The following is a 22,407-nucleotide window of genomic DNA, read 5'->3' on the forward strand; positions in this document are numbered from 1 at the left end:
GTTATCTATTAGACAAAATATGATAAAATGAAGCAAAGTAGAGGGGGCGTGCTTGGAGATGGAACCTTTTATTATTAAAGAAAAGCAATTATTACGCTTAATTAACTGGAAAGGGTTATCACCGTCACTCGTTGGCGGGATTACTACAAAAAATGGTGGTGTCAGTCAAGGAGATTTCTCAAGCTTTAATTGTGGTCTCCATGTTCAAGATGTTACAGAAGATGTATTAGAGAATCGGAGCACTCTTGCGGCATTAACCGGTTTTCCCTTGGAAAGCTGGGTTGTCAGCGAGCAAGTTCACGGAAATAAGGTACAACTTGTAACTGCCTCGGATAAAGGTAAAGGAGCGGCATCAACAGCCTCCGCGCTAAAGAATACAGATGGCATTCTGACTAAAGAAAAAGGTCTCTTACTCACTGCTTTTTATGCAGATTGTATCCCCTTGTTCTTCTATGATCCGGAAGCAGAAATAATTGGGATCGCCCATGCGGGTTGGAAAGGTACCGTAAAGGAAATAGCAAAAGAAATGGTTACACAATTTGAGAAAAATGGCTCTATACGGGAGAATATTCTTGTGACGATTGGACCTGGCATCTCACCGGAACATTATGAGGTGGATGAATATGTCGCATCCCAAATTGCTACAGATGTTCGTGAGAAGGTGCTTACTGATAAAGGTGGCGGGCGCTATTCATTGGACCTGAAAGAGTTGAATAGGGAAATCCTTTTACATTGTGGCATATTAAGGCATAATATAGATATAACAAATTATTGTACGTATCGGGAGCATGATCTATTTTTCTCTCATCGACGCGACCAGGGACGAACCGGTCGAATGCTCGGATTTATTGGCATGTTGGAATAATGTTATGAAGGAGATTGTTATGAAAAATGGTTGTAGCAACGAATCTTGAGGAGATTACAAATCATATTGCAGAAGCTTGTGAGCGCAGCAATCGAAAAAAGGAAGATATTTCATTAATTGCCGTAACGAAATATGTTACAATTGAACGAAATAAAGAATTAGTTGCAGCAGGAATTAAAGATTTTGGGGAAAATCGAACGGAAGGATTTTTAGAAAAATATGAAGCAGTTGGGGAAGGCGCGAATTGGCATTTCATTGGTACGCTGCAGTCAAGGAAAGTAAAGGATATCATTGACAAAGTCGATATGATCCATTCACTCGACAGGATATCACTCGCTAAAGAAATAAATAAGCGCGCAACAGAGCCAATCGATTGCTTCATACAAGTTAATGTAAGTGAAGAAGAGACGAAGCACGGTCTCAAAGTAGAAGAAGTAGAAGATTTTATTAAAGAAATTGAAAAATATGACAAGGTTAGAGTTGTCGGCTTGATGACGATGGCCCCGCACGTGGAAGATAAAGAACTAATTCGCCGTGTCTTCCGCGAACTAGCAACTTTACGTGATACAATAAGAGATAAAAAATATACTCATGCGCCGTGCCATTATTTATCCATGGGAATGAGTAATGACTATGAGATTGCAATTGAAGAAGGAGCAACCCACATTCGGATCGGTTCGAAGCTAGTCGGTGAATAAACCTACCCGTTAAGAAGAGGTGAGAAAATGAGTTTTAAAAATAAGATTAAAAACTACTTTACAATGGACGATGAGTATGAATACGAGTATATTGAAGAGGACAACTTGCCGGATAAAGTAACGCCTAAGCAAAAGTCTCAGAATGTCGTGAATCTGCAAAGTGTACAGCAGCCTGCTCAGAGAGTTGTCCTCTGTGAGCCAAGATCCTATAATGAGGCACAAGAAATAGCTGATAATATCGTCAATAAGCGGTCCGTTGTAATCAATTTGCAAAGAGTGGAAAGCCACCAGGCAAAACGGATTGTGGACTTCTTAAGCGGTACTGTTTATGCCTTAAACGGTGACATACAGAAGCTTGGCGCAGAGACATTCCTCTGTACCCCTGAAAGTGTTGACGTAACAGGATCGATTTCTGAGTCCTATTTGTATGAAGACGAATTATAAAAAGAAAGGTAGTTTTTGATGAATCAACTCTTAAGTCTCTTTAGTTTTGCAATCTATATCTATTCTTGGATATTGATTATCTATATTTTAATGTCTTGGTTTCCGGGAGCACGGGAATCTTCATTTGGAGAATTAATTGGAAGAATCGCAGAACCATACTTAGAAATATTCAGACGCTTCATTCCGCCGTTAGGGATGATTGATGTTTCCCCGATTGTAGCGATCATCGTTCTGCGTTTCGCGGGAATGGGATTAGAAACATTCTTCCGGATGTTCTTCTAAAGTAATGAAATTAAAGGAAGTATGAAATGGATATTTATCAGCATTTTCGTAATGAGGAAGCCCCGTTCATTGACCAGGTCCTTTCCTGGAAAGAGCAAGTAGAACGGAGTTATATTCCGAAGCTCACTGATTTCTTAGATCCGCGTGAGCAGCAAATTGTTGAAACAATTATCGGTACGGGGAATGAAGAACTGCAAATCGAAGCGTTCGGGGGTTCCCCGCATACAGAAAGAAAAAGAATGATTATTGCACCATTCTATGAAGAAATAACCGAGGAGAGTTTTCAATTAACACTTCTCGAGGCAACCTATCAGGAAAAATTTGTCACACTGACACACCGAGATGCGATGGGTGCCTTTCTATCTTCTGGTGTGAAGCGTGAAAAGCTTGGGGATATCTTTGTTGCAGATGGAACGATTCAAATTATCGTTGCGGCTGAAATTAGTCCTTATATTGTGATGAATCTTACATCGGTGAAACATGCGAAGATCAAACTGGCGGAAAAAGAACTGGCAAGTGTCCGCATCCCTCGTCCGAATTGGGTCGAGTCTAATAAGACGGTATCTTCACTCCGATTGGATACTGTGCTAAAAGAAATTTACCGTATGTCACGGAAGGATGCCCAACAAGCGATAGACCGGCAATTAGTTAAAGTGAATCATAAAGTAGTTCAAGATACAAAATATCCCCTTGGAGCGGGTGATTTATTGTCTTTTCGAGGTAAGGGACGAAGCAAAGTTGTTCAGATCGAAGGACAGACAAGAAAAGAGAAATGGCGGATTACTACTGCGACATTGGAATAAAAAAATATCTGTTTATGCAGGATTTTTTTATTTTCTGTCGAATTATATAAAGAGGGTCATATTAAAATAAATGAATAGGATTTCTTATACTTAGGGAGGTGGCCTTTGTGCCGTTAACACCGTTAGATATTCATAATAAAGAGTTTTCAAGTAAGTTCCGTGGTTATGATGAAGATGAGGTCAATGAATTCCTTGATCAAGTCGTGAAAGATTATGAAATGGTCATAAGGGAAAAGAAGAATTTAGAAGAGAAAGTTGACCTGCTTGAAGAAAAGTTAGGTCATTTCACGAATATTGAAGAGACCTTAAATAGATCAATCCTTGTTGCACAGGAAACTGCTGAGGAAGTGAAGGGCAACGCAACGAAAGAATCTAAGCTAATCATTAAAGAAGCTGAAAAGAATGCAGATCGCATCATTAACGAAGCATTAAGCAAATCAAGACGAATTGCAATGGATGTGGAGGAATTGAAGAAACAAGCGAAAGTATTCCGCACCCGCCTGAAAGCAATTGTCGAAGCACAGCTTGATATGATTGAAACGAACGATTGGGACGAGCTTTTCGAAGCTGAAATTGGTGATGAGGATGAATTATTAAAAAATAACGCGTAGTAGGCTTGACGACGAAGGAATTTTTACATATAATTCATACAAGTAAACATTATGTGATAGATACAGTGACGGAGACAGTATAAAAGTATATGTCTGATAAGCGAGTCAGGGAAAGGTGGAAGCCTGATACAGATAGCTTTTAGAACATCACTCCTGATGTATCCACTATGAAATGATAGTAATAGTGGACGGCTCATCACCGTTAAGAGATTCTTGAGTGAATTTAAATATGTCATTTAAATTTATAAGGGTGGTACCGCGAGTCTTCTCGTCCCTTTTGGGATAGAGAGGACTTTTTTGTTACCACTCAACTTTCATACTAAAACCAATTGCTTTCATTCATTTTATTGGCGTTCTAATTACCGTTCAGTTGCCCGGCGGACGGATGCGCATCCTAAGGCACAGCCGAAGCCTCGACGCACAGGACGTTAATGTCAGACGTTGCCACATACGAGAGCGTTCTTAGTCTGCCTCGGAAGAAAACCGCTTCCTGCGGGGTCTCCGGACTCGTGCTATTCCCGCAGGAGTCACCGTCCACCGGGCAACTGAACTGGTAGAGAGGGTTATTATTAACGGAAACTATCCCACTATGATGAGAGTTCTATTCCTTAAATGAAAAATAGTGTTCCAAATTCGGCCTTCCCTGGGAGCAGTCCAGACACCTCGAGACTCCTGCGGGAGGATAGGCCTAGGTGAGACCCCACAGGGCGTTAGCCCGAGGAGGCTCACCAGCCGCCCGCGGAAAGCGAGAGGTGTCTGGACTGCGGACCCCGGAAAGAGAGTTGCGCACTTACGCTGAATGAAAGGAATAATTAGTTGTTTCAGACGGTGAAAGTTGAGTTATGATGATTTGTTTATAAATTATGCCGAAAAGAATTTGAAGGAGGAAATGCATGATGGATTATAAAGAAACCTTAATGATGCCGAAAACAAAGTTCCCAATGCGTGGAAACTTACCAAATAAAGAACCCGTACGCCGTGAACAATGGGAAGAAGATAATATTTATGAAAAAGTGCAGGAACGTACGAAAGGTCGCCCATTATTTATTCTTCATGATGGACCACCATATGCGAATGGAGATTTGCATATCGGGCATGCCTTAAACAAAATATTAAAAGACTTCATCATTCGTTATAAGTCGATGACCGGTTACCATGCACCATATATTCCTGGTTGGGATACGCACGGATTACCGATTGAAACGGCACTCACAAAGAAAAAGAAGATTAACCGAAAGGAAATCCCTGTACCGGAATTCCGTAAGCTCTGTGAAGAGTATGCATTAGAGCAAATTGACAATCAACGGACGCAGTTTAAATCATTAGGTGTCCGCGGTGACTGGGATAATCCTTATATCACACTCACAAAAGACTTTGAAGCTGCACAAATTAAAGTATTCGGTGAAATGGCGAAAAAAGGCTACATTTATAAAGGATTAAAGCCAGTTAATTGGTCTCCTTCGTCTGAGTCAGCACTTGCTGAAGCGGAAATTGAATACTATGACAAACGCTCCCCATCCATTTATGTTACGTTCGAAGTAAAAGATGGAAAAGATGTGTTAACTGAAGGAGAAAAAATTGTTATCTGGACAACAACACCATGGACACTTCCAGCTAACCTTGGAATCAGTGTTCACCCGGACCTCGAATATGTCGTAGCAGAAGTCGAGAACGAAAAATATGTAGTTGCTGAATCATTGCTTGAGACGGTGGCTGAAGAGCTAGGGTGGAGCAATCCACAGGTTGTTAAACAGTTTAAAGGACAAGAAATTGATAAAGTTGTCGCAAGCCACCCATTCTATGACCGTGATTCACTTGTCATGCTTGGGGACCATGTAACGACAGAAGCTGGTACTGGTTGTGTCCATACTGCACCAGGACACGGGGAAGATGATTTCTATGTAGCTCAGAGTTATGGACTTGACGCACTTTCTCCAATTGATGACCGTGGAGTATTTACAGACGAAGCACCAGGTTTTGAAGGAATGTTCTATGATAAAGCGAATAAAGCAATAACAGAGAAGTTAGAGGAAGTCGGTGCATTATTAAAACTTACCTTCATTACGCATTCCTATCCTCATGACTGGCGGACAAAGAAACCGACTATTTTCCGTGCAACACCACAATGGTTTGCATCGATTAAAGATTTCCGTCAAGATATTCTTGAAGAAATTAAAAATGTCGAATGGTTCCCGAAATGGGGAGAAACCCGCCTGTATAACATGGTAAGAGACCGTGAAGACTGGGTCATTTCAAGACAACGAACTTGGGGCGTACCAATTCCAGTTTTTTACGCGGAGGATAATACACCAATCATTACAGAAGAAACGATTAGTCATGTATCTGAACTATTTAGAGAGCATGGTTCTAATATCTGGTTTGAAAAAGAAGCGAAAGATCTATTGCCGGAAGGATTTACTTCTCCGCATAGTCCAAATGGAGAGTTTACGAAAGAAACCGACATTATGGACGTATGGTTTGACTCCGGTTCAACCCATGAAGGAGTATTAATGAATCGTAAAGATCACCGCCGCCCAGCTGATATTTATTTAGAAGGTAGTGACCAGTATCGTGGTTGGTTCAACTCATCCATCTCTACAGCAGTTGCTGTAACAGGTAAAGCGCCTTATAAATCAATTGTCAGTCACGGATTTGTCCTTGATGGAGATGGCAGGAAAATGAGTAAATCATTAGGAAACGTCATCGTTCCAGGTAAAGTATTGAAACAATTAGGTGCAGACATTTTGCGTCTTTGGGTTGCATCAGTCGATTACCAGGCTGACGTTAGAATTTCTGATGATATTCTAAAACAAACCTCAGAAGCATACCGGAAGATTAGAAATACATTCCGCTTCATGTTGGCAAACTTAGCTGATTTTAACCCTGCAACGGATCAGGTACCTGAGTCAGAGATGGAAGAAATTGATCTATTCATGCTTAATCGTTTGCAGGAAGTATTGGCTGATGCACGTAATTCTTACGAGGTTTATGAATACTCGCCAATCTTCCACGAAGTTCATAACTTCTGTTCCGTAGATTTAAGTTCCTTCTACTTGGACTTTGCGAAAGATATTCTCTATATCGAGAAACCGGACGATAGACGCAGACGTAGTATCCAAACCGCATTTTATGAAATCTTGACAACACTTGTTAAGCTGCTTACACCTATTATTCCGCATACGGCTGAAGAAGTATGGGAATACATTCCGGGGGTCGAAGAGAAGTATGTCCAATTGACAGATATCCCGGAACCAAGAGGAATAAAAGGATTAGACAAAGCGAAATGGGATCAATTCATGAACGTTCGCGATGATGTATTGAAAGCATTAGAAGAAGCCAGAAATGACAAATTGATCGGTAAACCATTAGAAGCTAAAGTGACATTGGTTCCCCGCGATGAAGAAACGAAGAAAGTATTGGAATCAATGGAATATCTCCATCAATACTTAATTGTTTCAGAGGCAGTAATTAAAGGTGAAGAACCAAAAGCGAAAGAATACCGCTATGTAAACGTACTTGTCGAGGTACATCCTGGTGAAAAATGTGAACGTTGCTGGGTATCATCCGAAACAGTCGGAGAGGACCAAGATCATCCAACCCTTTGTACCCGCTGTGCATCTGTTGTTAAGGAATATTACGAAGCTTAATAACAAGACTGCTCTTTCTACTTGAAGGAGCAGTCTTTTCATTTGATAACTCATGTTTATCACGCATTAACGGTCTGTCTACCCCTACTTCTAAACAGGAGGAAAGCCCAACATGTGAAGGTGGGGGCTATACAGTCCGTAAATACCTGATTCTGTTCAACTAACATTCAATAGGGGGAAGGATTCCCCACTGAATGAAGTTTCACTTTACGAATAAACCAAGAACACTCGTGTTTTCAGGCATGAGAGGTTCTGTCTTGTGTTTCATATCTGTACAGTATAAGATAAATAAAGGAAAAAAATTAATCGAAGCATTTTTCGGAGGTTGCTGCATGCTGACATATTATCTCATCGCCTTAGCGATTATTGCACTGGATCAAATTACGAAATGGCTGGTTATTATTAATATGGAACTTGGAGAAAGCATTCCTATCATTGATGGATTCTTTCATTTAACTTCACACCGTAATAGTGGAGCAGCCTGGGGGATTTTAGAAGGACAAATGATTTTCTTTTATATCATTACCCTCGTATTTATTGCCGCAGCCGTTTACTATATGCATAAATATGCCCATGATAATAAACTACTCGGAATCTCCTTAGGTATTATTATTGGGGGAGCAATTGGTAACTTTATCGATCGATTGTTCAGACATGAAGTAGTGGATTTTGCTGATTTTACTATTTTTAATTATAATTTCCCCATCTTTAATGTTGCGGACTCGGCACTGACAATCGGTGTAATCTTAATTATTATTGTAACAATTATTGAGGAACGAAATGAAAAAAGGAAGGAAAAGGAAAAAGCATGAGTTTTCAAACCCATACTGTAACACCGGAACAAAATCAAATAAGGATAGATAAGCTGTTATCTGAAATAAATCCCGACCGCTCCCGGTCCCAAATTCAGACATGGATTGCGGAGGGCTACGTGGAGGTGAATGAACGACAAGTTAAAGCAAATTATAAATGCGAAGAAGGGGACGTCATTGAGTGGCAAATTCCGGAAGTGAAAGCTCTTGAAATTACAGCGGAAAATATTCCACTTGATATTATGTATGAGGACAGTGACCTGCTTGTCGTGAATAAACCGCGAGGAATGGTCGTACACCCGTCAGCTGGACATGGCTCAGGAACTTTAGTGAATGCACTCCTTTACCACTGTAACGATCTTTCAGGTATTAATGGTGTAGAGCGGCCAGGGATTGTCCACCGATTAGATAAGGATACGAGCGGATTATTAGTTGTTGCGAAACACGATCAAGCACATATCGGCTTATCAGAGCAATTTGCAAACCGGGAAGTGGAAAGGAAGTATATTGCGCTTGTTCATGGAGAAATCCCTCATGAAACAGGGATAATTGACGCTCCAATCGGAAGAGATCCGAAGAATAGACAACGGATGGCTGTCGTTGATAATGGCAAGTCAGCTGTTACCAATTTTCATGTATTGAAACATTTCCCTGATTATTCATTTATTGAATGTAAGCTGGAGACTGGAAGAACGCACCAAATCCGTGTGCATATGAGATATATCGGTTATCCGCTTGTTGGAGATCCATTATATGGTCCTAGAAAGACGATTGATTTGGGTGGTCAAGCGCTCCATGCCAAAAAGGTTAGTTTCACCCATCCGATCACAGGAAAATGGCTGGAATTCGAATCAGCCATCCCGACCTATTTCAATGATGCGTTAAAAATAATTGAGAAAATGTATTGACATATGAATCAAAGTTTGAAATAATATATGAAATAAGAAGACCTTTAATCATAGTCCCGTGAGGCTAAAAAGGATCGGTAAAAATGCTGTCATTTTATGAATCCCTTTTTCCTCGTGTGAAAAAGGGATTATTTATATGGAGAACATAGGAGGAAATCAAGCGAATGAAGAAGAAAGCAACCGTTCTTGATGCCCCAGCAATGAACCGGGCGCTAACGCGGATGGCTCATGAAATACTTGAAAAAAATAAAGGAGCAGATGACCTGATCCTTGTCGGAATCAAAACGCGTGGGGTACCACTTGCAAACCGTCTCCAGCAAAAAATTAAACAAATTGAAAATATTACCGTTCCCACGGGTGAACTGGACATTACACTATACCGTGACGACCTGGAAAAGGTGACGAGTACTGATGAACCCGAACTGAAATCTTCTAGTATCAATGTAGATGTTAGTGGGAAACTTGTTGTCCTAGTAGATGATGTGCTGTATACCGGACGAACGGTCCGTGCAGCGATGGATGCAGTAATTGACCTTGGGAGACCATCCCAGATTCAGCTCGGTGTGTTGATAGACCGGGGACATCGTGAATTACCGATTCGTGCAGATTATGTAGGAAAGAACATACCTACATCAGAGAAGGAAATTATTGTCGTTCAGTTAGATGAAGTAGATGAAGATGACCATGTTTCCATTTATGAAAAATGAATAACGAAACAACTTTTAACTAAATCCAGAGAGATTTAAAAGGTTGCGATTTTACATGTCTGATACACGGGACATGTCTATCTTCTTGCAGCCTTATTGCAAGAAGATTTTTTTATGCCAATTTAAGCTATTCGAAAAAATGGAGGGAGAAAGATGAGACATTTTATTTCAGTAGACCAATTGACAACCGAGGAGATTTATTCCATTTTACAGGATGCAGAGAAACTTCGAAACAACGATTACAAACTGGAACGGCAACTATTTGCGGCTAATCTGTTCTTTGAACCGAGCACAAGAACGAAAATGAGTTTCGTAGTAGCGGAGAGAAAATTAGGGATAGAAAATCTGGATTTCCACTCGCAAAACTCATCAGTATTGAAAGGGGAATCCCTCTATGATACGGCAAAGACCTTTGAAGCAATCGGAGCCGACTTCTTAGTTGTCCGCCACGAAGAAGACGATTGGTATAAAGAATTGGAAGCAAAAATGTCGATTCCGTTAATTAATGGTGGAGCAGGGACGAAAGAGCATCCGACTCAAACGATGCTTGATTTACTAACGATTTATCAAGAATTTAAAACATTTGAAGGCTTGAAAATCGCGATCGCAGGAGATGTCAAGCATAGCAGAGTAGCAAGGTCAAATGCTGTTTGTTTACAGAAACTTGGGGCGGAAGTATATTTAAGTGCGGCACAGGGGATGGAAAGAGATGTATTAGAATTTCCTTATCTTCCAATTGATGAAGCGGTTGAAGTGTGTGATGTTGTCATGCTTTTACGGATTCAGCATGAGCGCCACGAACATTCGGTGAATACGTATGACTATTTAGAGCAATACGGATTAACAAAAGAGAGGGAAAGCAGAATGAAAGATAACGCAATCATTATGCATCCGGCTCCGATTAACCGCGGCGTGGAGATTGATACGGAACTCGTGGAATGTGAACGGTCACGAATCTTTAAACAGATGAACAACGGAGTTTACGTAAGAATGGCAATCATCATCAATGTATTGAATGAATGGGGGATTTTAAGTGAAAAAGCTACTGAAAAATATCAAACTGCTATCTGAGACAGGTGAAATGATCCAAAAAGAAATATTAATAGAGTATAATAAGATATCGGAAATTGCCGATAAAGTAAATGTCAGTGCGGAAGAAGTAATCGATGGACAAGGAAAACTCGCCTTACCAGGTTTCATCGATGTCCACATTCATTTAAGAGAACCTGGCGGAGAACATAAGGAGACGATTCAAACGGGGACAATGGCAGCTGCTAGAGGAGGCTTTACGACAGTTGCTGCCATGCCGAATACAAATCCTGTCCCAGACAATCGTGAAAAAATAGATAATTTACTAGCAAAGATTGAAGAGGATGCAATTATACGTGTCCTTCCATATGCTTCTATTACAAAAGGACTCGAAGGAAAAGAACTTACAGATTTAGAAAGTCTCGGGGAAGCTTTTGCCTACACGGATGATGGGGTCGGTGTCCAGACTGCTGACCTCATGCTGCAAGCAATGAAGCGGGCCGTAAAGCTTGGTAAAGCGATTGTCGCTCACTGTGAGGATAATTCGATTGTCTATAATGGAGTTGTTCATGACGGGGAAGTGAGTGAACGCCTTAATTTGCCAGGTCTACCCGGAATCAGTGAATCTGTGCAGATTGCAAGGGACGTCCTGTTAGCTGAAGCAGCAGGCTGTCATTATCATGTATGCCATGTCAGTACGAAAGAATCTGTTCGAGTTATTCGGGATGCGAAGCGGGCGGGGATTAACGTAACAGCTGAAGTGACACCACATCATTTAATACTAAATGAACAAGATATTTTATCAAACGACGCTAACTTTAAGATGAATCCACCATTACGGGCAAAAGAAGACCAGGAAGCATTACTTGAAGGGTTACTTGATGGTACGATTGATCTAATTGCGACTGACCATGCACCTCATGCTGAAGATGAGAAAGCCCTTGGTTTCTTACAAGCACCATTTGGGATTACTGGACTCGAAACAGCATTCCCACTACTTTACACCCATTTAGTAAAGACAGGAAAATTAAGCTTGAAGCTGCTTGTCGACTATCTGACGGTTAAGCCGGCGGAAGTTTTTGGACTGCCATATGGTCGGCTTGAGGTTGCTGAGTTTGCAGATATCACTCTAATCGATTTAACCGAAGAATGGACGATTGATAAACATACGTTTTATTCCAAGGGGAAAAATACACCATTTAACGGTTGGACCGTATTTGGAAAACCGGTACTCACAATCGCAGGTGGGAAAGTTGTATACGAAGACGAATCCGTCTTCCTTCAGCTATGAACAATACAGAAAATGAGGGCTGGAAAAATATGCGTAAAGTCAAAATGAAACTTTTAGAAATACGAGAAATTGCCAAAGATACGATTGAAATGAAGCTTACGGATAATTATATAACGGAAGTGGCAAAACCAGGTCAATTTATCTCGATCGCCTTACCAAACCATACGTTGCCCCGACCGATTTCCATTGCAAATATTGATCGGAACAAGCAGGAATTAACTCTATTATTTAAAATTATGGGAAAAGGAACAGATGAACTTGCTGGATTTATCCCTGGAGCAGAAATTGACTGTTTCGGTCCGAATGGTAATAGTTTTCCTCTAAGGTCAGGAGAAATGACTAAAGTGTTATTAATTGGCGGGGGAATTGGTGTGCCGCCATTATACTATCTTGGTAAACAATTAAAGAAGCAAGGAGGAATTAAGATTGTTTCCATTCTTGGCTTTCAATCCAGTGAATATGTTTTCTATGAAAAGGAATTCGCAAGTTTAGGAGAGACGTTTATTGTAACGGATGACGGCTCTTATGGAATGAAAGGATTTGTGACAGATGCAGTGACTGGCGTTCCTAGTTTCAATGCTTATTATGCATGTGGGCCGACGGGCATGCTACGAGCGTTAACTACACAATTGCATAATAAAACGGGCTATATTTCTTTGGAGGAACGAATGGGTTGCACAATCGGTGCGTGTGCAGCTTGTGTTATACCAACAACAGAAGGTGGCTACAAGAAAATCTGCCATGATGGGCCAGTCTTTGCAGCTGAGGAGGTCATTTTATGATTGATTTACAAGTCGAATTGCCCGGCTTAAAATTAAAAAATCCTCTTATGCCTGCTTCGGGCTGCTTCGGGTTTGGCAGAGAGTATAGTAAATTTTATGACCTAAGCCTACTCGGTGCTGTCATGATGAAAGCTGCTACAGGGGAGGAGCGCCCAGGAAATTCAACACCAAGGGTTGCAGAAACGAGTAGTGGGATGCTTAATGCAATTGGTTTACAGAATCCTGGAGTAGCTAAGATTATTAAAGAAGAAGTACCATTTCTAGCAAATTATGATACAGCTGTCATAGCAAATGTTGCCGGTAGCACGGTTGAAGAATATGAAGAAGTTGCAACTAAATTTAATCAAACCTCAGATGTACATGCACTGGAACTAAACATTTCCTGCCCGAATGTGAAAGAAGGCGGGATTCAATTTGGAACAGACCCCGAAATGGCAAAGCATGTTACAGAAAAGGTAAAGCAAGCAAGTAATAAACCTGTTTATGTGAAGCTTTCCCCGAATGTGTCTAATATTGTTGCGATGGCAAAAGCGGTGGAAGAAGCTGGTGCAGATGGACTGACGATGATTAATACCTTAACAGGCATGCAGCTGCATCTCCCGTCAAGGCGTCCACTTATTGCAAATAAAACAGGCGGCCTTTCTGGTCCGGCAATAAAGCCGATTGCAATCCGGATGATTTATGAGGTAAGACAAGCAACAAACATTCCGATTATCGGTATGGGGGGAATTCAAACGGTAGAAGATGTACTTGAATTCCTGCTCGCTGGAGCAAATGCAGTTGCAGTCGGAACAGCAAATTTTCAAAATCCACTTATCCTTCCAGAACTTATTTCAGAGTTGCCGGAAGTACTGCGGAAATATGGTTTCAGCTCGGTTAAAGAAGCGGTTGGAAAGGCGGTTATTGAATGACGAACTCAATTTATCTAGCATTAGATTTTCCAGATTGGGAGGAAACGGAACAATTCCTTACCCGTTATAATTTGCAAGGTGTGCCGGTAAAAGTCGGGATGGAGCTTTTTTACAGGGAAGGAATCGCGATGATTGAAAAATTGAAGGCGAATAATCATTCGATTTTCCTTGATTTAAAACTCCATGATATCCCGACAACGGTTCAACGGGCAATGAAGAATTTAGCGAAGTTGGATGTGGATATCGTCAATGTACATGCCCTTGGTGGTTCAGAAATGATCAAACGCGCGAAAGAGGGATTGCTTGCAGGTGGCGCTAGTCAAACGAAACTGCTTGCAGTCACAATACTTACGTCGATGAATGAGCGAGCCATGCAGGAGGAACTAGGGCTTCAACTTGCATTGGATGAGCAGGTCGAGAAGCTAGCGAGCCTTTCTAAAGCAAGTGGGGCTGACGGTGTTGTTTGTTCCGTTCACGAGGCAGAAGGAATTAAGCGATTATGTGGGGATGACTTTTTAACGGTAACGCCAGGAATCCGTTTAAAGACATCTGAACGAGATGATCAAGAAAGGGTCGCAACTCCTTCTGAGGCAAGACGATTAGGAGCCGACTACCTTGTGATGGGAAGAAGCATCACTAGAGCCGCTAATCCGAAAGCAGCTTATCATAAAGCGATAAAGGAGACTGTTATACATGGTAATTGAAAAAGAACTTGTCCAAGACTTACTGGATATTCGCGCAGTACAAATTAATGTGAAGGATTATTTCACTTGGACTTCTGGTGTGAAATCACCGATTTATTGTGACAATCGACTAATTATGTCATACCCGGAAATTCGCAAAAAAGTTACAGATGGATTTATCGCCCGACTAGAAGCAAATAATTGGAGGCCAGACGTAATCGCTGGTTGTGCTACAGCAGGGATTCCGCACGCAGCATGGTTAAGCACTGCGCTTGACTTGCCGCTTGTTTATGTACGTTCCAAACCGAAAGCCCACGGGAAAGGAAATCAAATTGAAGGAATCATCGAGCCCGGTCAGCGTGTCGTTGTCATAGAAGACCTTATTTCGACAGGTGGATCCGCGATTCAAGCTGCACAAGCTCTCACTGCTGCTGGAGCAGATGTTACCGGTGTGTTGGCTATTTTTTCTTACGGATTAGAAAAAGCCTCGTCTAACTTCAAAGCAGCTAATTTCATTCACGAAACCGTAACGAATTTTGATGAACTACTAGAAGCATTAACGGTTAGTGGAAATTTAAGTAAAGAAGAAATGCATGAATTATTAAACTGGCGAGATACATTAAACTAACACCGAGTGAAGGGAAATCCTTTCATTCGGTTTTTTTATTACTCCGCAGTCTGGAACAGTAATTATTCATATTGTAACCAGTAAAAACGATGATCCATCAAGCTAATAATATTAATTTTATCAACTTGATACGTTTTTCCAATAACTCATTCTTAACGACTTATTCCTATATTCAGCGTAAAAGCTTGGACTCGCTCCTTTATTTCAATGCTCTAACCGCCGTTCAGTTACCCGGCGGATAGATGTTGTTTTCCCATTAAATTAAGATGACCGCACTGATGGGAAGATAACTCCGGGTTATTTTCCGATTAAAGTAAGATGAACGCACTGATGGGAGAATAACCCCATGTTATTTTCCGATTAAAGTAACATGTACGTGCTAATGGGAGAATAATCTGAAATAGTGAGCCAAATATGGCCGTTCCTCGGAGCAGTCCAGACACCTCGAGACTCTGCAGAAGGCCGTCTAAGAACGGTCACGTCCTGTGACCAACGCCGGCATTAGAACTTCCTGTTCGTCAAAAGGCATAGGTGAGACTCCGCAGTACGCAAAGCTTACGAGGAGTAACCCGGCTGCCCGCGGAAAGCGAGAGGTGTCAGGACTGCGGACCTCCAGATGAAAACTTCACTTACGCTGAATGAAGGCGATTGTCAGATCATTTTAACAAACTTTTATTTAACTAGTGATGTCTAAGTAGTTACTTCAAGACCGTGGGCTGATAGGAGTAATTTTCTTTTGCTATTTTACGAGAATTAAATTGTAAATTCATTAAATTGTCAGTTTCCACCTGTTCCGATTTACTGAATCTTATCCGTGATTCCTTTATAATAGATGTATCCAAATCAAATAAGGGTGTTAACATGAAAATAACGGACTATGAACTATTGATCAAACTAAATGAAATTGGTACGATTCGTGGCACTGCAAAAGTTGTGCTTATTTCACAACCGGCCGTTACCCAGCGCTTAAAATATATTGAAGAATATTTCGGAGTACAAATATTTTTAAGAACATCCAAACGTTTAAAACTTACTCCAGCAGGTGAAATTATTTTAGAGCACGCAAAAGAGGTAATCGACAGAGAAGAATATATATTAAATAAACTTGCAAAGTCTAGTAAAGAAGTACATGGAACACTGTCAATCGCCTGTTCATCACTAATTAGTCAACGCTTTCTACCAAAGATTTTAGGAGCATACACAAATCAGTTTCCAAAAGTTGCTATCGATCTTGTAACAGGTATTAGTGAAGATATTCGACTTGATCATAAAAATTACGATGTCTGCATTATCCGAGGCGATAAATTAAAGGAAAGCACTTGTATACGTCTATTTGCCGACCCTCTTTATATTTTTGACACTGAACCATTTCCAGAAGATGGTGTGAAGGAAAGGCCATTGATTTCATTTAAAAGTGATGATAGTATGCATGAATTAGTTGATAACTGGCTCTACTATCAGCAAGCATCGATTAAACCGCTGAAGACGATGACGGTAGATCAGATTGAAACGTGTAAGCAATTCATGAAGCAGGGAATAGGTATGGCGGTTCTGCCCAAGAGTGTTTCGGATTCTATGATGGAAGAATATCCGCATCTTCCTCTCATGTTGGATGGAAAAAGCGTTACTCGTGATACATGGGTTTGTTATCAGGAAGATTCAAGACAACTGCCACAAGTGAATCATTTTATTGAAGCATTGACTGCTACTATATTTCTATAATGTTTTATCTTTCTATAAATGTGGAAGATATATACTATATTTGAAAAGGAGTGGTAGTTAATGAGTGATGTACTCTTCACTTCAAGTGCAACAGCTAAAAATGGACGGGAAGGCCATGTGAAGTCTTCGGATGGCATATTAGACCTTGAACTTGTTAATCCCTTGCAGGATAAGAATGGGAAAGGATCGAATCCAGAGCAATTATTTGCGGCTGGATATTCCGCTTGTTTTGACGGGGCATTGAACCTCATTGCCTCTAAAAAAGATAAACGGATTGATTCGGAAACGACTGCTGAGGTTAGTTTTATGAAGGACGAAAGTGATGGTGGCAATAAAATAGGCGTGACGTTGAAAGTTAAAATCAGCGGTGTCAGCCCCGAAGATGCCGAGGAACTAGTTCAAGCGGCACATCAAGCTTGTCCTTATTCCAAAGCAACAAGAGGGAACGTTGACGTCAAACTAGTTCCACAAGCAGTAGAATAACTAATACACATAGAAAAGGATTATTCCCATTCCGAGGAATAATCCTTTTCTGTGTCTGATTACCTAGATTTACATATAGACTAGAACGTTCTACTGGAAGTCCGCAAGTTAGAGTCTCAATGTATTGGATCCTAGGATACACTCTAATTTGATTTCCATTCATAGCGAATCAATTGGATTAGTATAAATGTATCAGTGTCGAAAAATTACTTTTTCTGTCGATGTTGTTCTACGAATTTGGCGGAGGGGGTGACGAATAGGGTTTTTTGGTTGTCGTAGGTGACATAGCCTGGTTTCGCCCCGTTTGGCTTTTTCACATGACGAATCAACGTGTAATCAACTGGAACCGAAGAGGAATTTTGTGACTTACTGAAATAAGCTGCAAGTTTCGCCGCCTCGAGTAACGTTTCCTCACTGGGGTCTGTATGCCGAACAACAACATGCGAGCCCGGTATATCCTTCGTATGCAGCCAAATCTCATCGCGACGTGCGAGCCTCATCGTTAAATACTCATTTTGTTTATTATTCTTACCGACAAGAATTTCCGTTCCATCAGAAGCGATAAATGTTTCCGGTACCGGTTTTTGAACCTTGTTCTTCCGGCTTTTTGTCCGTTGTTTTCTTAAATACCCTTCATCCCTAAGTTCTTCTCTAATTTCCTCAATATCCTCTTCCCCAGCCACATCAATCTGTTGTAGCAGCCGATCAAAGTAATCAATTTCTTCTTCCGTTTTTTTAATTTCTGTCTGAACAATTTTCCTTGAATTCTTTAGCTTTTGGTAATTCTTAAAGAAGCGCTGGGCATTTTCACTAGGTGAAAGTTGCGGATTAAGTTCGATTTCCACTTCATTCTGTTCTGGATCATAATAATCGATTACATTTACAGCCGTGTCTCCTGGCTTTACAAGATGTAGATGAGCGGTCAGCAGTTCACCGTATTTTTGGTAATCATCCGCTTTTTCAGCTTTTTTCAATGTTTGGTAATGTTTTTTTAACTTCCGTTCGTTTTTATTTATTTCATTACGGATGAAGCGGGAAAGATCTTTCGCTTGTTGCTTCACTCTATCTCTTTCGGCTTTTCCGGAATAGAAATTGTCTAGCATCTCACTTACCGTATCGAAATTTTGTTTTGTTAGTTTGTCTGTTGTAATTTCTATAACATGGTAATCTTCACGATCATTTACATAGATTGCCGGTTGAAAGTTATTTGCAATAACGTCGTGGTTTATTTCTTCAAACTTTTCCTTATAAACGGACATATCACCAAGTTTAGCCCTTCTTACAATTTCTTTCGTGATAAAAGGCGAGTAGCCTGTAAGATGCTGGACAAGTTGTCTGTCTATTTTACCAGCATTGAAATCTATCCGTTTAATCAGATCCTCACCATCAATTTCTAATGGATTCAACTTATCTTGCTCAGGCGGCTTAACATAGTCATGTCCTGGGAGAATGGTCCTATGGCGGTTCTGTGCCATGGAAATATGTTTCATACTGTCAATAATTTTCCCCGTCTCTTCATTCACGAGAATGATATTACTATGTCTTCCCATCAGCTCAACAATTAACTGTTTCTCACTTTGGTCACCGATTTCATTTCTTGTAGTAAAAGAAAAAGTTATGACGCGTTCCAAACGATCTTGCTCAATCGAATTTATCGTTGCGCCACCAAGGTGCTTTCTAAGCACCATACAAAACATCGGCGGCTCTTTCGGATTGATGTAGCTGTCCTTTGTTATATGGATCCGCGCATACGTTGGATGTATGGAAAAGAGTAGGCTTTGGTTAACTCCTTGACTACGAATCGTAAAAATAAGTTCTTGGGCTGTCGGTTGGTAGATCTTTGAAATTTTCCCCGGTAGTAGTAGATCTTGTAATTCATTTGTTACTGCTCGTGTAACAATACCGTCAAATGGCATATCAATCACCTCATTGTAAATTATAGCATTAATTGAACGAGTACGGCATATAGATGGGGTAGAAGTGGATTAGTAAAGGGTTGGAGGAATGCTGATGAAATGGTATCAATTAGATATAGATGAAGTCGAAAAAAAATTACAGGTTACTATCCCACAAGGACTAACTGAAGAACAAGTACAAGCAAGAAGAAAGAAATTTGGAGCGAACGAACTTGATGCCCAGAAGAAGCAATCCCGCTGGCTGCTGTTTCTGAAGCAATTTCAGGATTTCATGGTCCTTGTGCTTTTAGGGGCCACATTAATTGCCGGCTTGCTCGGTGAATATGTCGATGCGATAGCGATTATGATTATCGTACTTGTAAATGGGTGCATCGGCTATTTTCAGGAACAGAAAGCGGAGGATTCCCTTGAGAAAATTAAACAATTATCAGCACCTATAAGTAATGTGAAAAGAAATGGAAAATGGAAAAAAATAAATTCACGTGAACTCGTGGCAGGGGATGTAGTGAAAATACAAAGCGGTGACCGAATCCCGGCAGATATCCGAGTTGTAGAAGCGAACAGCCTAGAAATTGAGGAATCGGCGTTGACTGGTGAATCCTTACCCGTCGCCAAAATTGGACAAGCTATGACGGAGACCGATCTCGACCCACAGGACCAGCTGAATATGGCGTTCATGGGCACTTTAGTAACAAAGGGACAAGGAATCGGTATTGTCACAAGGACAGGGATGCAGACGGAAATGGGTAAAATTGCATCCTTAATCATGACAACGAGGAAGATTATGACACCGCTCGAACGGAAATTAGCGGAATTAGGTAAAGTTTTAATTATTGTTGCATTTCTCCTCACTGCATTAGTTGTTATTCTTGGAATTTTACAAGGTAGGCCGCTTTATCATATGGTTCTAGCTGGCGTTTCCTTAGCAGTAGCAGCGATTCCAGAAGGCTTACCAGCAATTGTAACTGTCGCTCTATCCCTCGGTGTACAAAGAATGATTAAACGGAAAGCGATTGTTCGCAAGCTTTCTTCCGTTGAAACATTAGGTTCTGCTTCGGTAATCTGTTCAGATAAGACAGGCACGATGACGGAGAATCAGATGACCGTTAAGAAGCTCTATCTGAACGGAGAGTTCCTCCATTTAACAGGAGAAGGTTACCAGATTAATGGAGAAATTTTGAATGGAGATCAAACTGTCGATGGGGACCATCCGAACTTGGATGCGATGCTTCGTTATGGCATTCTTTGTAATCAGGCAAATTTAAAGTTACAAGATGGGCAATATACAGTCGATGGCGATCCCGTTGATGGAGCCCTGCTTGTCGCAGCTCGGAAATTTGGATTAAATGAAGCGATAAAAGCAGAATATCGATTAGTGAAGGAATTTCCTTTTGACTCGGAAAGAAAGCGGATGAGTGTCGTTGTGGAAGATGAGAATAGCAGACGTTTTCTTATCGTAAAAGGAGCACCCGATGTATTGCTGCCAAGGTCATCATTCCATTTAACGAAAGATGGTAGAAAAGTCCTTGATTTAACGGGGAAAGATAAATTCAATCAAGCTATAGAGCGGATGGCAAGTGATGCTTTAAGGATTATCGGAATCGGTGTGCGTCCTTTACGGAAAGATGAATTGCTTGATGATGCCGCATTCCTAGAAACAGAAATCACTTTTATCGGATTATATGGGATGATCGATCCTCCGCGTAAAGAAGTAAAACCAGCCATCCTTGCTTGTAGACAAGCTGGAATCAAAACAGTAATGATCACTGGAGATCATGCGAATACTGCTACTGCAATAGCCAAGGAACTGGAATTACTGCCTGAATCGGGTCGTGCCGTGTCTGGAAGCGAATTAAATCAGATGACCCAGCATGAATTGGAAAAACAAATTGAAGAGATTTATGTTTTCGCTAGAGTAACCCCGGAACACAAATTAAGAATTGTAAAAGCTTTCCAGAGTCGAGGACATGTTGTGGCTATGACAGGGGACGGCGTGAATGACGCTCCATCTATCAAAGCTGCAGATATCGGCATTAGTATGGGGATTAGCGGGACCGATGTAACGAAAGAAGCTTCATCCCTCGTTCTAATGGATGATAACTTTGCAACGATCAAAGCAGCAATTGATGAAGGAAGGAATATCTATGAGAATATCCGGAAGTTCATTCGCTATTTACTAGCCTCGAATGTTGGAGAAATCCTTGTCATGCTATTTGCTGTCATGCTTAAAATGCCACTGCCACTTGTCCCAGTGCAAATACTGTGGGTAAACCTTGTAACAGATGGATTGCCGGCAATGGCGCTCGGTATGGATACATCCGAGGAAGATGTTATGAAACGAAAGCCGCGTAATCCGAGAGAGGGTGTTTTTGCAAGAGGGCTTGGTTATAAAATCGTCAGTAGAGGCATTTTGATCGGTCTTGTGTCTTTAATTGCTTTCCTGTTCGCTTATCATAATGATCCGGATAATCTCACTTATGCACGGACGATGACCTTTACTACACTTGTCATGGCACAGCTCATTCATGTATTTGAATGTCGGAGTGAAAAGTCCATTTTTGCTCGGAATCCATTTGAAAATAAATATTTACTATTTGCCGTTCTTTCATCTGTCCTGCTATTGCTCATTGTCGTATATTGGCCACCACTTCAACCTATATTCCATACTACTGCACTTGGAGTATTAGATTGGTTGATTGTGCTTGTATTAAGTTTATTACCGACGATTCTATTCGCTTATACGAAGAAATAAATCCTGCCCGGTTTTCCTCTTGCCCCGTTGCAAGGAGAATCCGGGTATGTTTCATTACGCAGGAATAAGAAATCGTGGTAAGGTATACATAACTCAACTTTTTATGCCTGAAATAGTTATCTTATGGAAAAATTAGTAAAACTGACGATTTATTATAGTTATAGACAAGGTTCTAAACTTAGTTCGTTTTACCTTTAATTCCCTTTCAAAAGATAACCGAAAAAACTACTGACTACTTTCATTCAGCGTAAGTGCAACCTTCTCCTGGAGGTCCGCAGTCCAGACACCTCTCGCTTTCCGCAGGTGGCTGGTGAGCCTCCTCGGGCTGTCGCCCTGTGGGGTCTCACCTATGCCTATCCTCCTGCTGGAGTCTCGAGGTGTCTGGACTGCTCCGAGTAAAGACCGTGATTTGGATTACTGTTTAATATTCCAG

At 41.0% G+C, this 22,407-nt stretch carries 20 protein-coding genes and 1 other annotated feature; of the genes, 19 read left to right on the forward strand and 1 reads right to left on the reverse strand.

The features are described 5' to 3' along the window. The first annotated feature begins 58 nt into the window (after nucleotides 1-58). From pgeF to WKU33_RS07255, 18 genes are all read left to right on the forward strand, one after another. A complete protein-coding gene (gene pgeF, locus WKU33_RS07170) occupies nucleotides 59-865 on the forward strand; it encodes a peptidoglycan editing factor PgeF (RefSeq protein WP_340453898.1) in 807 nt (268 codons plus the stop codon). A 26-nt stretch (nucleotides 866-891) separates the two neighbouring features. Beyond that, nucleotides 892-1,563 carry a YggS family pyridoxal phosphate-dependent enzyme gene (locus WKU33_RS07175; protein WP_156855526.1) on the forward strand — a complete coding sequence of 224 codons (672 nt, stop codon included), beginning with the start codon at nucleotides 892-894 and terminating at the stop codon, nucleotides 1,561-1,563. Between the two features lie 27 nt (nucleotides 1,564-1,590). Beyond that, nucleotides 1,591-2,007, forward strand: coding sequence for a cell division protein SepF (locus tag WKU33_RS07180; RefSeq protein ID WP_156855525.1), 417 nt, complete (start codon nucleotides 1,591-1,593; stop codon nucleotides 2,005-2,007). A gap of 18 nt (nucleotides 2,008-2,025) precedes the next feature. Then, nucleotides 2,026-2,289, forward strand: coding sequence for a YggT family protein (locus WKU33_RS07185; protein ID WP_156855524.1), 264 nt, complete (start codon nucleotides 2,026-2,028; stop codon nucleotides 2,287-2,289). A 26-nt stretch (nucleotides 2,290-2,315) separates the two neighbouring features. Further along, a complete protein-coding gene (locus WKU33_RS07190; RefSeq protein WP_156855523.1) occupies nucleotides 2,316-3,092 on the forward strand; it encodes a YlmH family RNA-binding protein in 777 nt (258 codons plus the stop codon). 107 nt (nucleotides 3,093-3,199) lie between these two features. After that, nucleotides 3,200-3,703 (forward strand): DivIVA domain-containing protein, encoded by a 504-nt coding sequence (locus WKU33_RS07195; protein WP_156855522.1) that lies wholly within the window; start codon nucleotides 3,200-3,202, stop codon nucleotides 3,701-3,703. Between the two features lie 56 nt (nucleotides 3,704-3,759). Next, nucleotides 3,760-3,982: a binding site (T-box leader), on the forward strand. Nucleotides 3,983-4,599: 617 nt separating this feature from the next. Then, on the forward strand, nucleotides 4,600-7,350 hold the full coding sequence (gene ileS, locus WKU33_RS07200; protein ID WP_156855557.1) for an isoleucine--tRNA ligase: 2,751 nt from the start codon (nucleotides 4,600-4,602) through the stop codon (nucleotides 7,348-7,350). A 332-nt stretch (nucleotides 7,351-7,682) separates the two neighbouring features. After that, nucleotides 7,683-8,162, forward strand: coding sequence for a signal peptidase II (gene lspA, locus WKU33_RS07205; protein WP_340453901.1), 480 nt, complete (start codon nucleotides 7,683-7,685; stop codon nucleotides 8,160-8,162). Continuing rightward, complete coding sequence (locus WKU33_RS07210) at nucleotides 8,159-9,070, forward strand: RluA family pseudouridine synthase (RefSeq protein WP_340453903.1); 912 nt, start codon at nucleotides 8,159-8,161, stop codon at nucleotides 9,068-9,070. Before lspA ends, WKU33_RS07210 begins: the two co-directional genes overlap by 4 nt. Nucleotides 9,071-9,234: 164 nt before the next feature. Then, on the forward strand, nucleotides 9,235-9,777 hold the full coding sequence (gene pyrR / locus WKU33_RS07215; protein WP_340453904.1) for a bifunctional pyr operon transcriptional regulator/uracil phosphoribosyltransferase PyrR: 543 nt from the start codon (nucleotides 9,235-9,237) through the stop codon (nucleotides 9,775-9,777). 153 nt (nucleotides 9,778-9,930) lie between these two features. Further along, nucleotides 9,931-10,848 carry an aspartate carbamoyltransferase catalytic subunit gene (locus WKU33_RS07220; RefSeq protein ID WP_336251622.1) on the forward strand — a complete coding sequence of 306 codons (918 nt, stop codon included), beginning with the start codon at nucleotides 9,931-9,933 and terminating at the stop codon, nucleotides 10,846-10,848. Between the two features lie 10 nt (nucleotides 10,849-10,858). Beyond that, nucleotides 10,859-12,097, forward strand: a complete 1,239-nt coding sequence (locus tag WKU33_RS07225) for a dihydroorotase (protein WP_305080910.1) — start codon at nucleotides 10,859-10,861, stop codon at nucleotides 12,095-12,097. Beyond that, the gene (locus WKU33_RS07230) at nucleotides 12,094-12,879 is read left to right on the forward strand and encodes a dihydroorotate dehydrogenase electron transfer subunit (protein WP_232334331.1); all 786 of its coding nucleotides are present in this window, start codon (nucleotides 12,094-12,096) and stop codon (nucleotides 12,877-12,879) included. Before WKU33_RS07225 ends, WKU33_RS07230 begins: the two co-directional genes overlap by 4 nt. Further along, nucleotides 12,879-13,790 carry a dihydroorotate dehydrogenase gene (locus WKU33_RS07235; RefSeq protein ID WP_336251682.1) on the forward strand — a complete coding sequence of 304 codons (912 nt, stop codon included), beginning with the start codon at nucleotides 12,879-12,881 and terminating at the stop codon, nucleotides 13,788-13,790. Before WKU33_RS07230 ends, WKU33_RS07235 begins: the two co-directional genes overlap by 1 nt. Then, nucleotides 13,787-14,494 carry an orotidine-5'-phosphate decarboxylase gene (pyrF, locus tag WKU33_RS07240; RefSeq protein ID WP_156855517.1) on the forward strand — a complete coding sequence of 236 codons (708 nt, stop codon included), beginning with the start codon at nucleotides 13,787-13,789 and terminating at the stop codon, nucleotides 14,492-14,494. The genes WKU33_RS07235 and pyrF overlap by 4 nt, the downstream gene beginning before the upstream one ends. Next, nucleotides 14,484-15,101 carry an orotate phosphoribosyltransferase gene (gene pyrE / locus WKU33_RS07245; RefSeq protein ID WP_156855516.1) on the forward strand — a complete coding sequence of 206 codons (618 nt, stop codon included), beginning with the start codon at nucleotides 14,484-14,486 and terminating at the stop codon, nucleotides 15,099-15,101. The genes pyrF and pyrE overlap by 11 nt, the downstream gene beginning before the upstream one ends. Before the next feature lie 861 nt (nucleotides 15,102-15,962). Continuing rightward, a complete protein-coding gene (locus tag WKU33_RS07250; RefSeq protein WP_156855515.1) occupies nucleotides 15,963-16,823 on the forward strand; it encodes a LysR family transcriptional regulator in 861 nt (286 codons plus the stop codon). A gap of 60 nt (nucleotides 16,824-16,883) precedes the next feature. Further along, nucleotides 16,884-17,306: an organic hydroperoxide resistance protein gene (locus WKU33_RS07255; RefSeq protein WP_156855514.1), complete on the forward strand. Its 423-nt coding sequence runs from the start codon at nucleotides 16,884-16,886 to the stop codon at nucleotides 17,304-17,306. A gap of 206 nt (nucleotides 17,307-17,512) precedes the next feature. Here the strand turns inward: WKU33_RS07255 and WKU33_RS07260 are convergent, their stop codons facing one another. Then, a complete protein-coding gene (locus tag WKU33_RS07260; protein ID WP_156855513.1) occupies nucleotides 17,513-19,222 on the reverse strand; it encodes an Rqc2 family fibronectin-binding protein in 1,710 nt (569 codons plus the stop codon). A 94-nt stretch (nucleotides 19,223-19,316) separates the two neighbouring features. Here WKU33_RS07260 and WKU33_RS07265 point away from each other — a divergent pair, with 94 nt between their 5' ends. Continuing rightward, entirely contained in the window at nucleotides 19,317-21,974 is a 2,658-nt protein-coding gene (locus WKU33_RS07265) for a cation-translocating P-type ATPase (RefSeq protein ID WP_336251624.1), read from the forward strand. Nucleotides 21,975-22,407: the final 433 nt, after the last annotated feature.

This window comes from Oceanobacillus sp. HCA-5259 (assembly GCF_037892815.1).
GTDB lineage: Bacteria > Bacillota > Bacilli > Bacillales > Amphibacillaceae > Oceanobacillus > Oceanobacillus indicireducens.

Excerpts from the sequence above, each read along its gene's own strand:
- WKU33_RS07175 (WP_156855526.1), top strand. The coding sequence starts at position 892 with ATGGTTGTAGCAACGAATCTTGAGGAGATTACAAATCATATTGCAGAA.
- WKU33_RS07260 (WP_156855513.1), bottom strand. The coding sequence starts at position 19,222 with ATGCCATTTGACGGTATTGTTACACGAGCAGTAACAAATGAATTACAA.
- pgeF (WP_340453898.1), top strand. The coding sequence starts at position 59 with ATGGAACCTTTTATTATTAAAGAAAAGCAATTATTACGCTTAATTAAC.
- pyrF (WP_156855517.1), top strand. The coding sequence starts at position 13,787 with ATGACGAACTCAATTTATCTAGCATTAGATTTTCCAGATTGGGAGGAA.
- WKU33_RS07185 (WP_156855524.1), top strand. The coding sequence starts at position 2,026 with ATGAATCAACTCTTAAGTCTCTTTAGTTTTGCAATCTATATCTATTCT.
- pyrR (WP_340453904.1), top strand. The coding sequence starts at position 9,235 with ATGAAGAAGAAAGCAACCGTTCTTGATGCCCCAGCAATGAACCGGGCG.
- WKU33_RS07255 (WP_156855514.1), top strand. The coding sequence starts at position 16,884 with ATGAGTGATGTACTCTTCACTTCAAGTGCAACAGCTAAAAATGGACGG.
- WKU33_RS07250 (WP_156855515.1), top strand. The coding sequence starts at position 15,963 with ATGAAAATAACGGACTATGAACTATTGATCAAACTAAATGAAATTGGT.
- WKU33_RS07265 (WP_336251624.1), top strand. The coding sequence starts at position 19,317 with ATGAAATGGTATCAATTAGATATAGATGAAGTCGAAAAAAAATTACAG.
- ileS (WP_156855557.1), top strand. The coding sequence starts at position 4,600 with ATGGATTATAAAGAAACCTTAATGATGCCGAAAACAAAGTTCCCAATG.
- WKU33_RS07210 (WP_340453903.1), top strand. The coding sequence starts at position 8,159 with ATGAGTTTTCAAACCCATACTGTAACACCGGAACAAAATCAAATAAGG.
- WKU33_RS07220 (WP_336251622.1), top strand. The coding sequence starts at position 9,931 with ATGAGACATTTTATTTCAGTAGACCAATTGACAACCGAGGAGATTTAT.
- pyrE (WP_156855516.1), top strand. The coding sequence starts at position 14,484 with ATGGTAATTGAAAAAGAACTTGTCCAAGACTTACTGGATATTCGCGCA.
- lspA (WP_340453901.1), top strand. The coding sequence starts at position 7,683 with ATGCTGACATATTATCTCATCGCCTTAGCGATTATTGCACTGGATCAA.
- WKU33_RS07230 (WP_232334331.1), top strand. The coding sequence starts at position 12,094 with ATGAACAATACAGAAAATGAGGGCTGGAAAAATATGCGTAAAGTCAAA.
- WKU33_RS07225 (WP_305080910.1), top strand. The coding sequence starts at position 10,859 with ATGATCCAAAAAGAAATATTAATAGAGTATAATAAGATATCGGAAATT.
- WKU33_RS07180 (WP_156855525.1), top strand. The coding sequence starts at position 1,591 with ATGAGTTTTAAAAATAAGATTAAAAACTACTTTACAATGGACGATGAG.
- WKU33_RS07190 (WP_156855523.1), top strand. The coding sequence starts at position 2,316 with ATGGATATTTATCAGCATTTTCGTAATGAGGAAGCCCCGTTCATTGAC.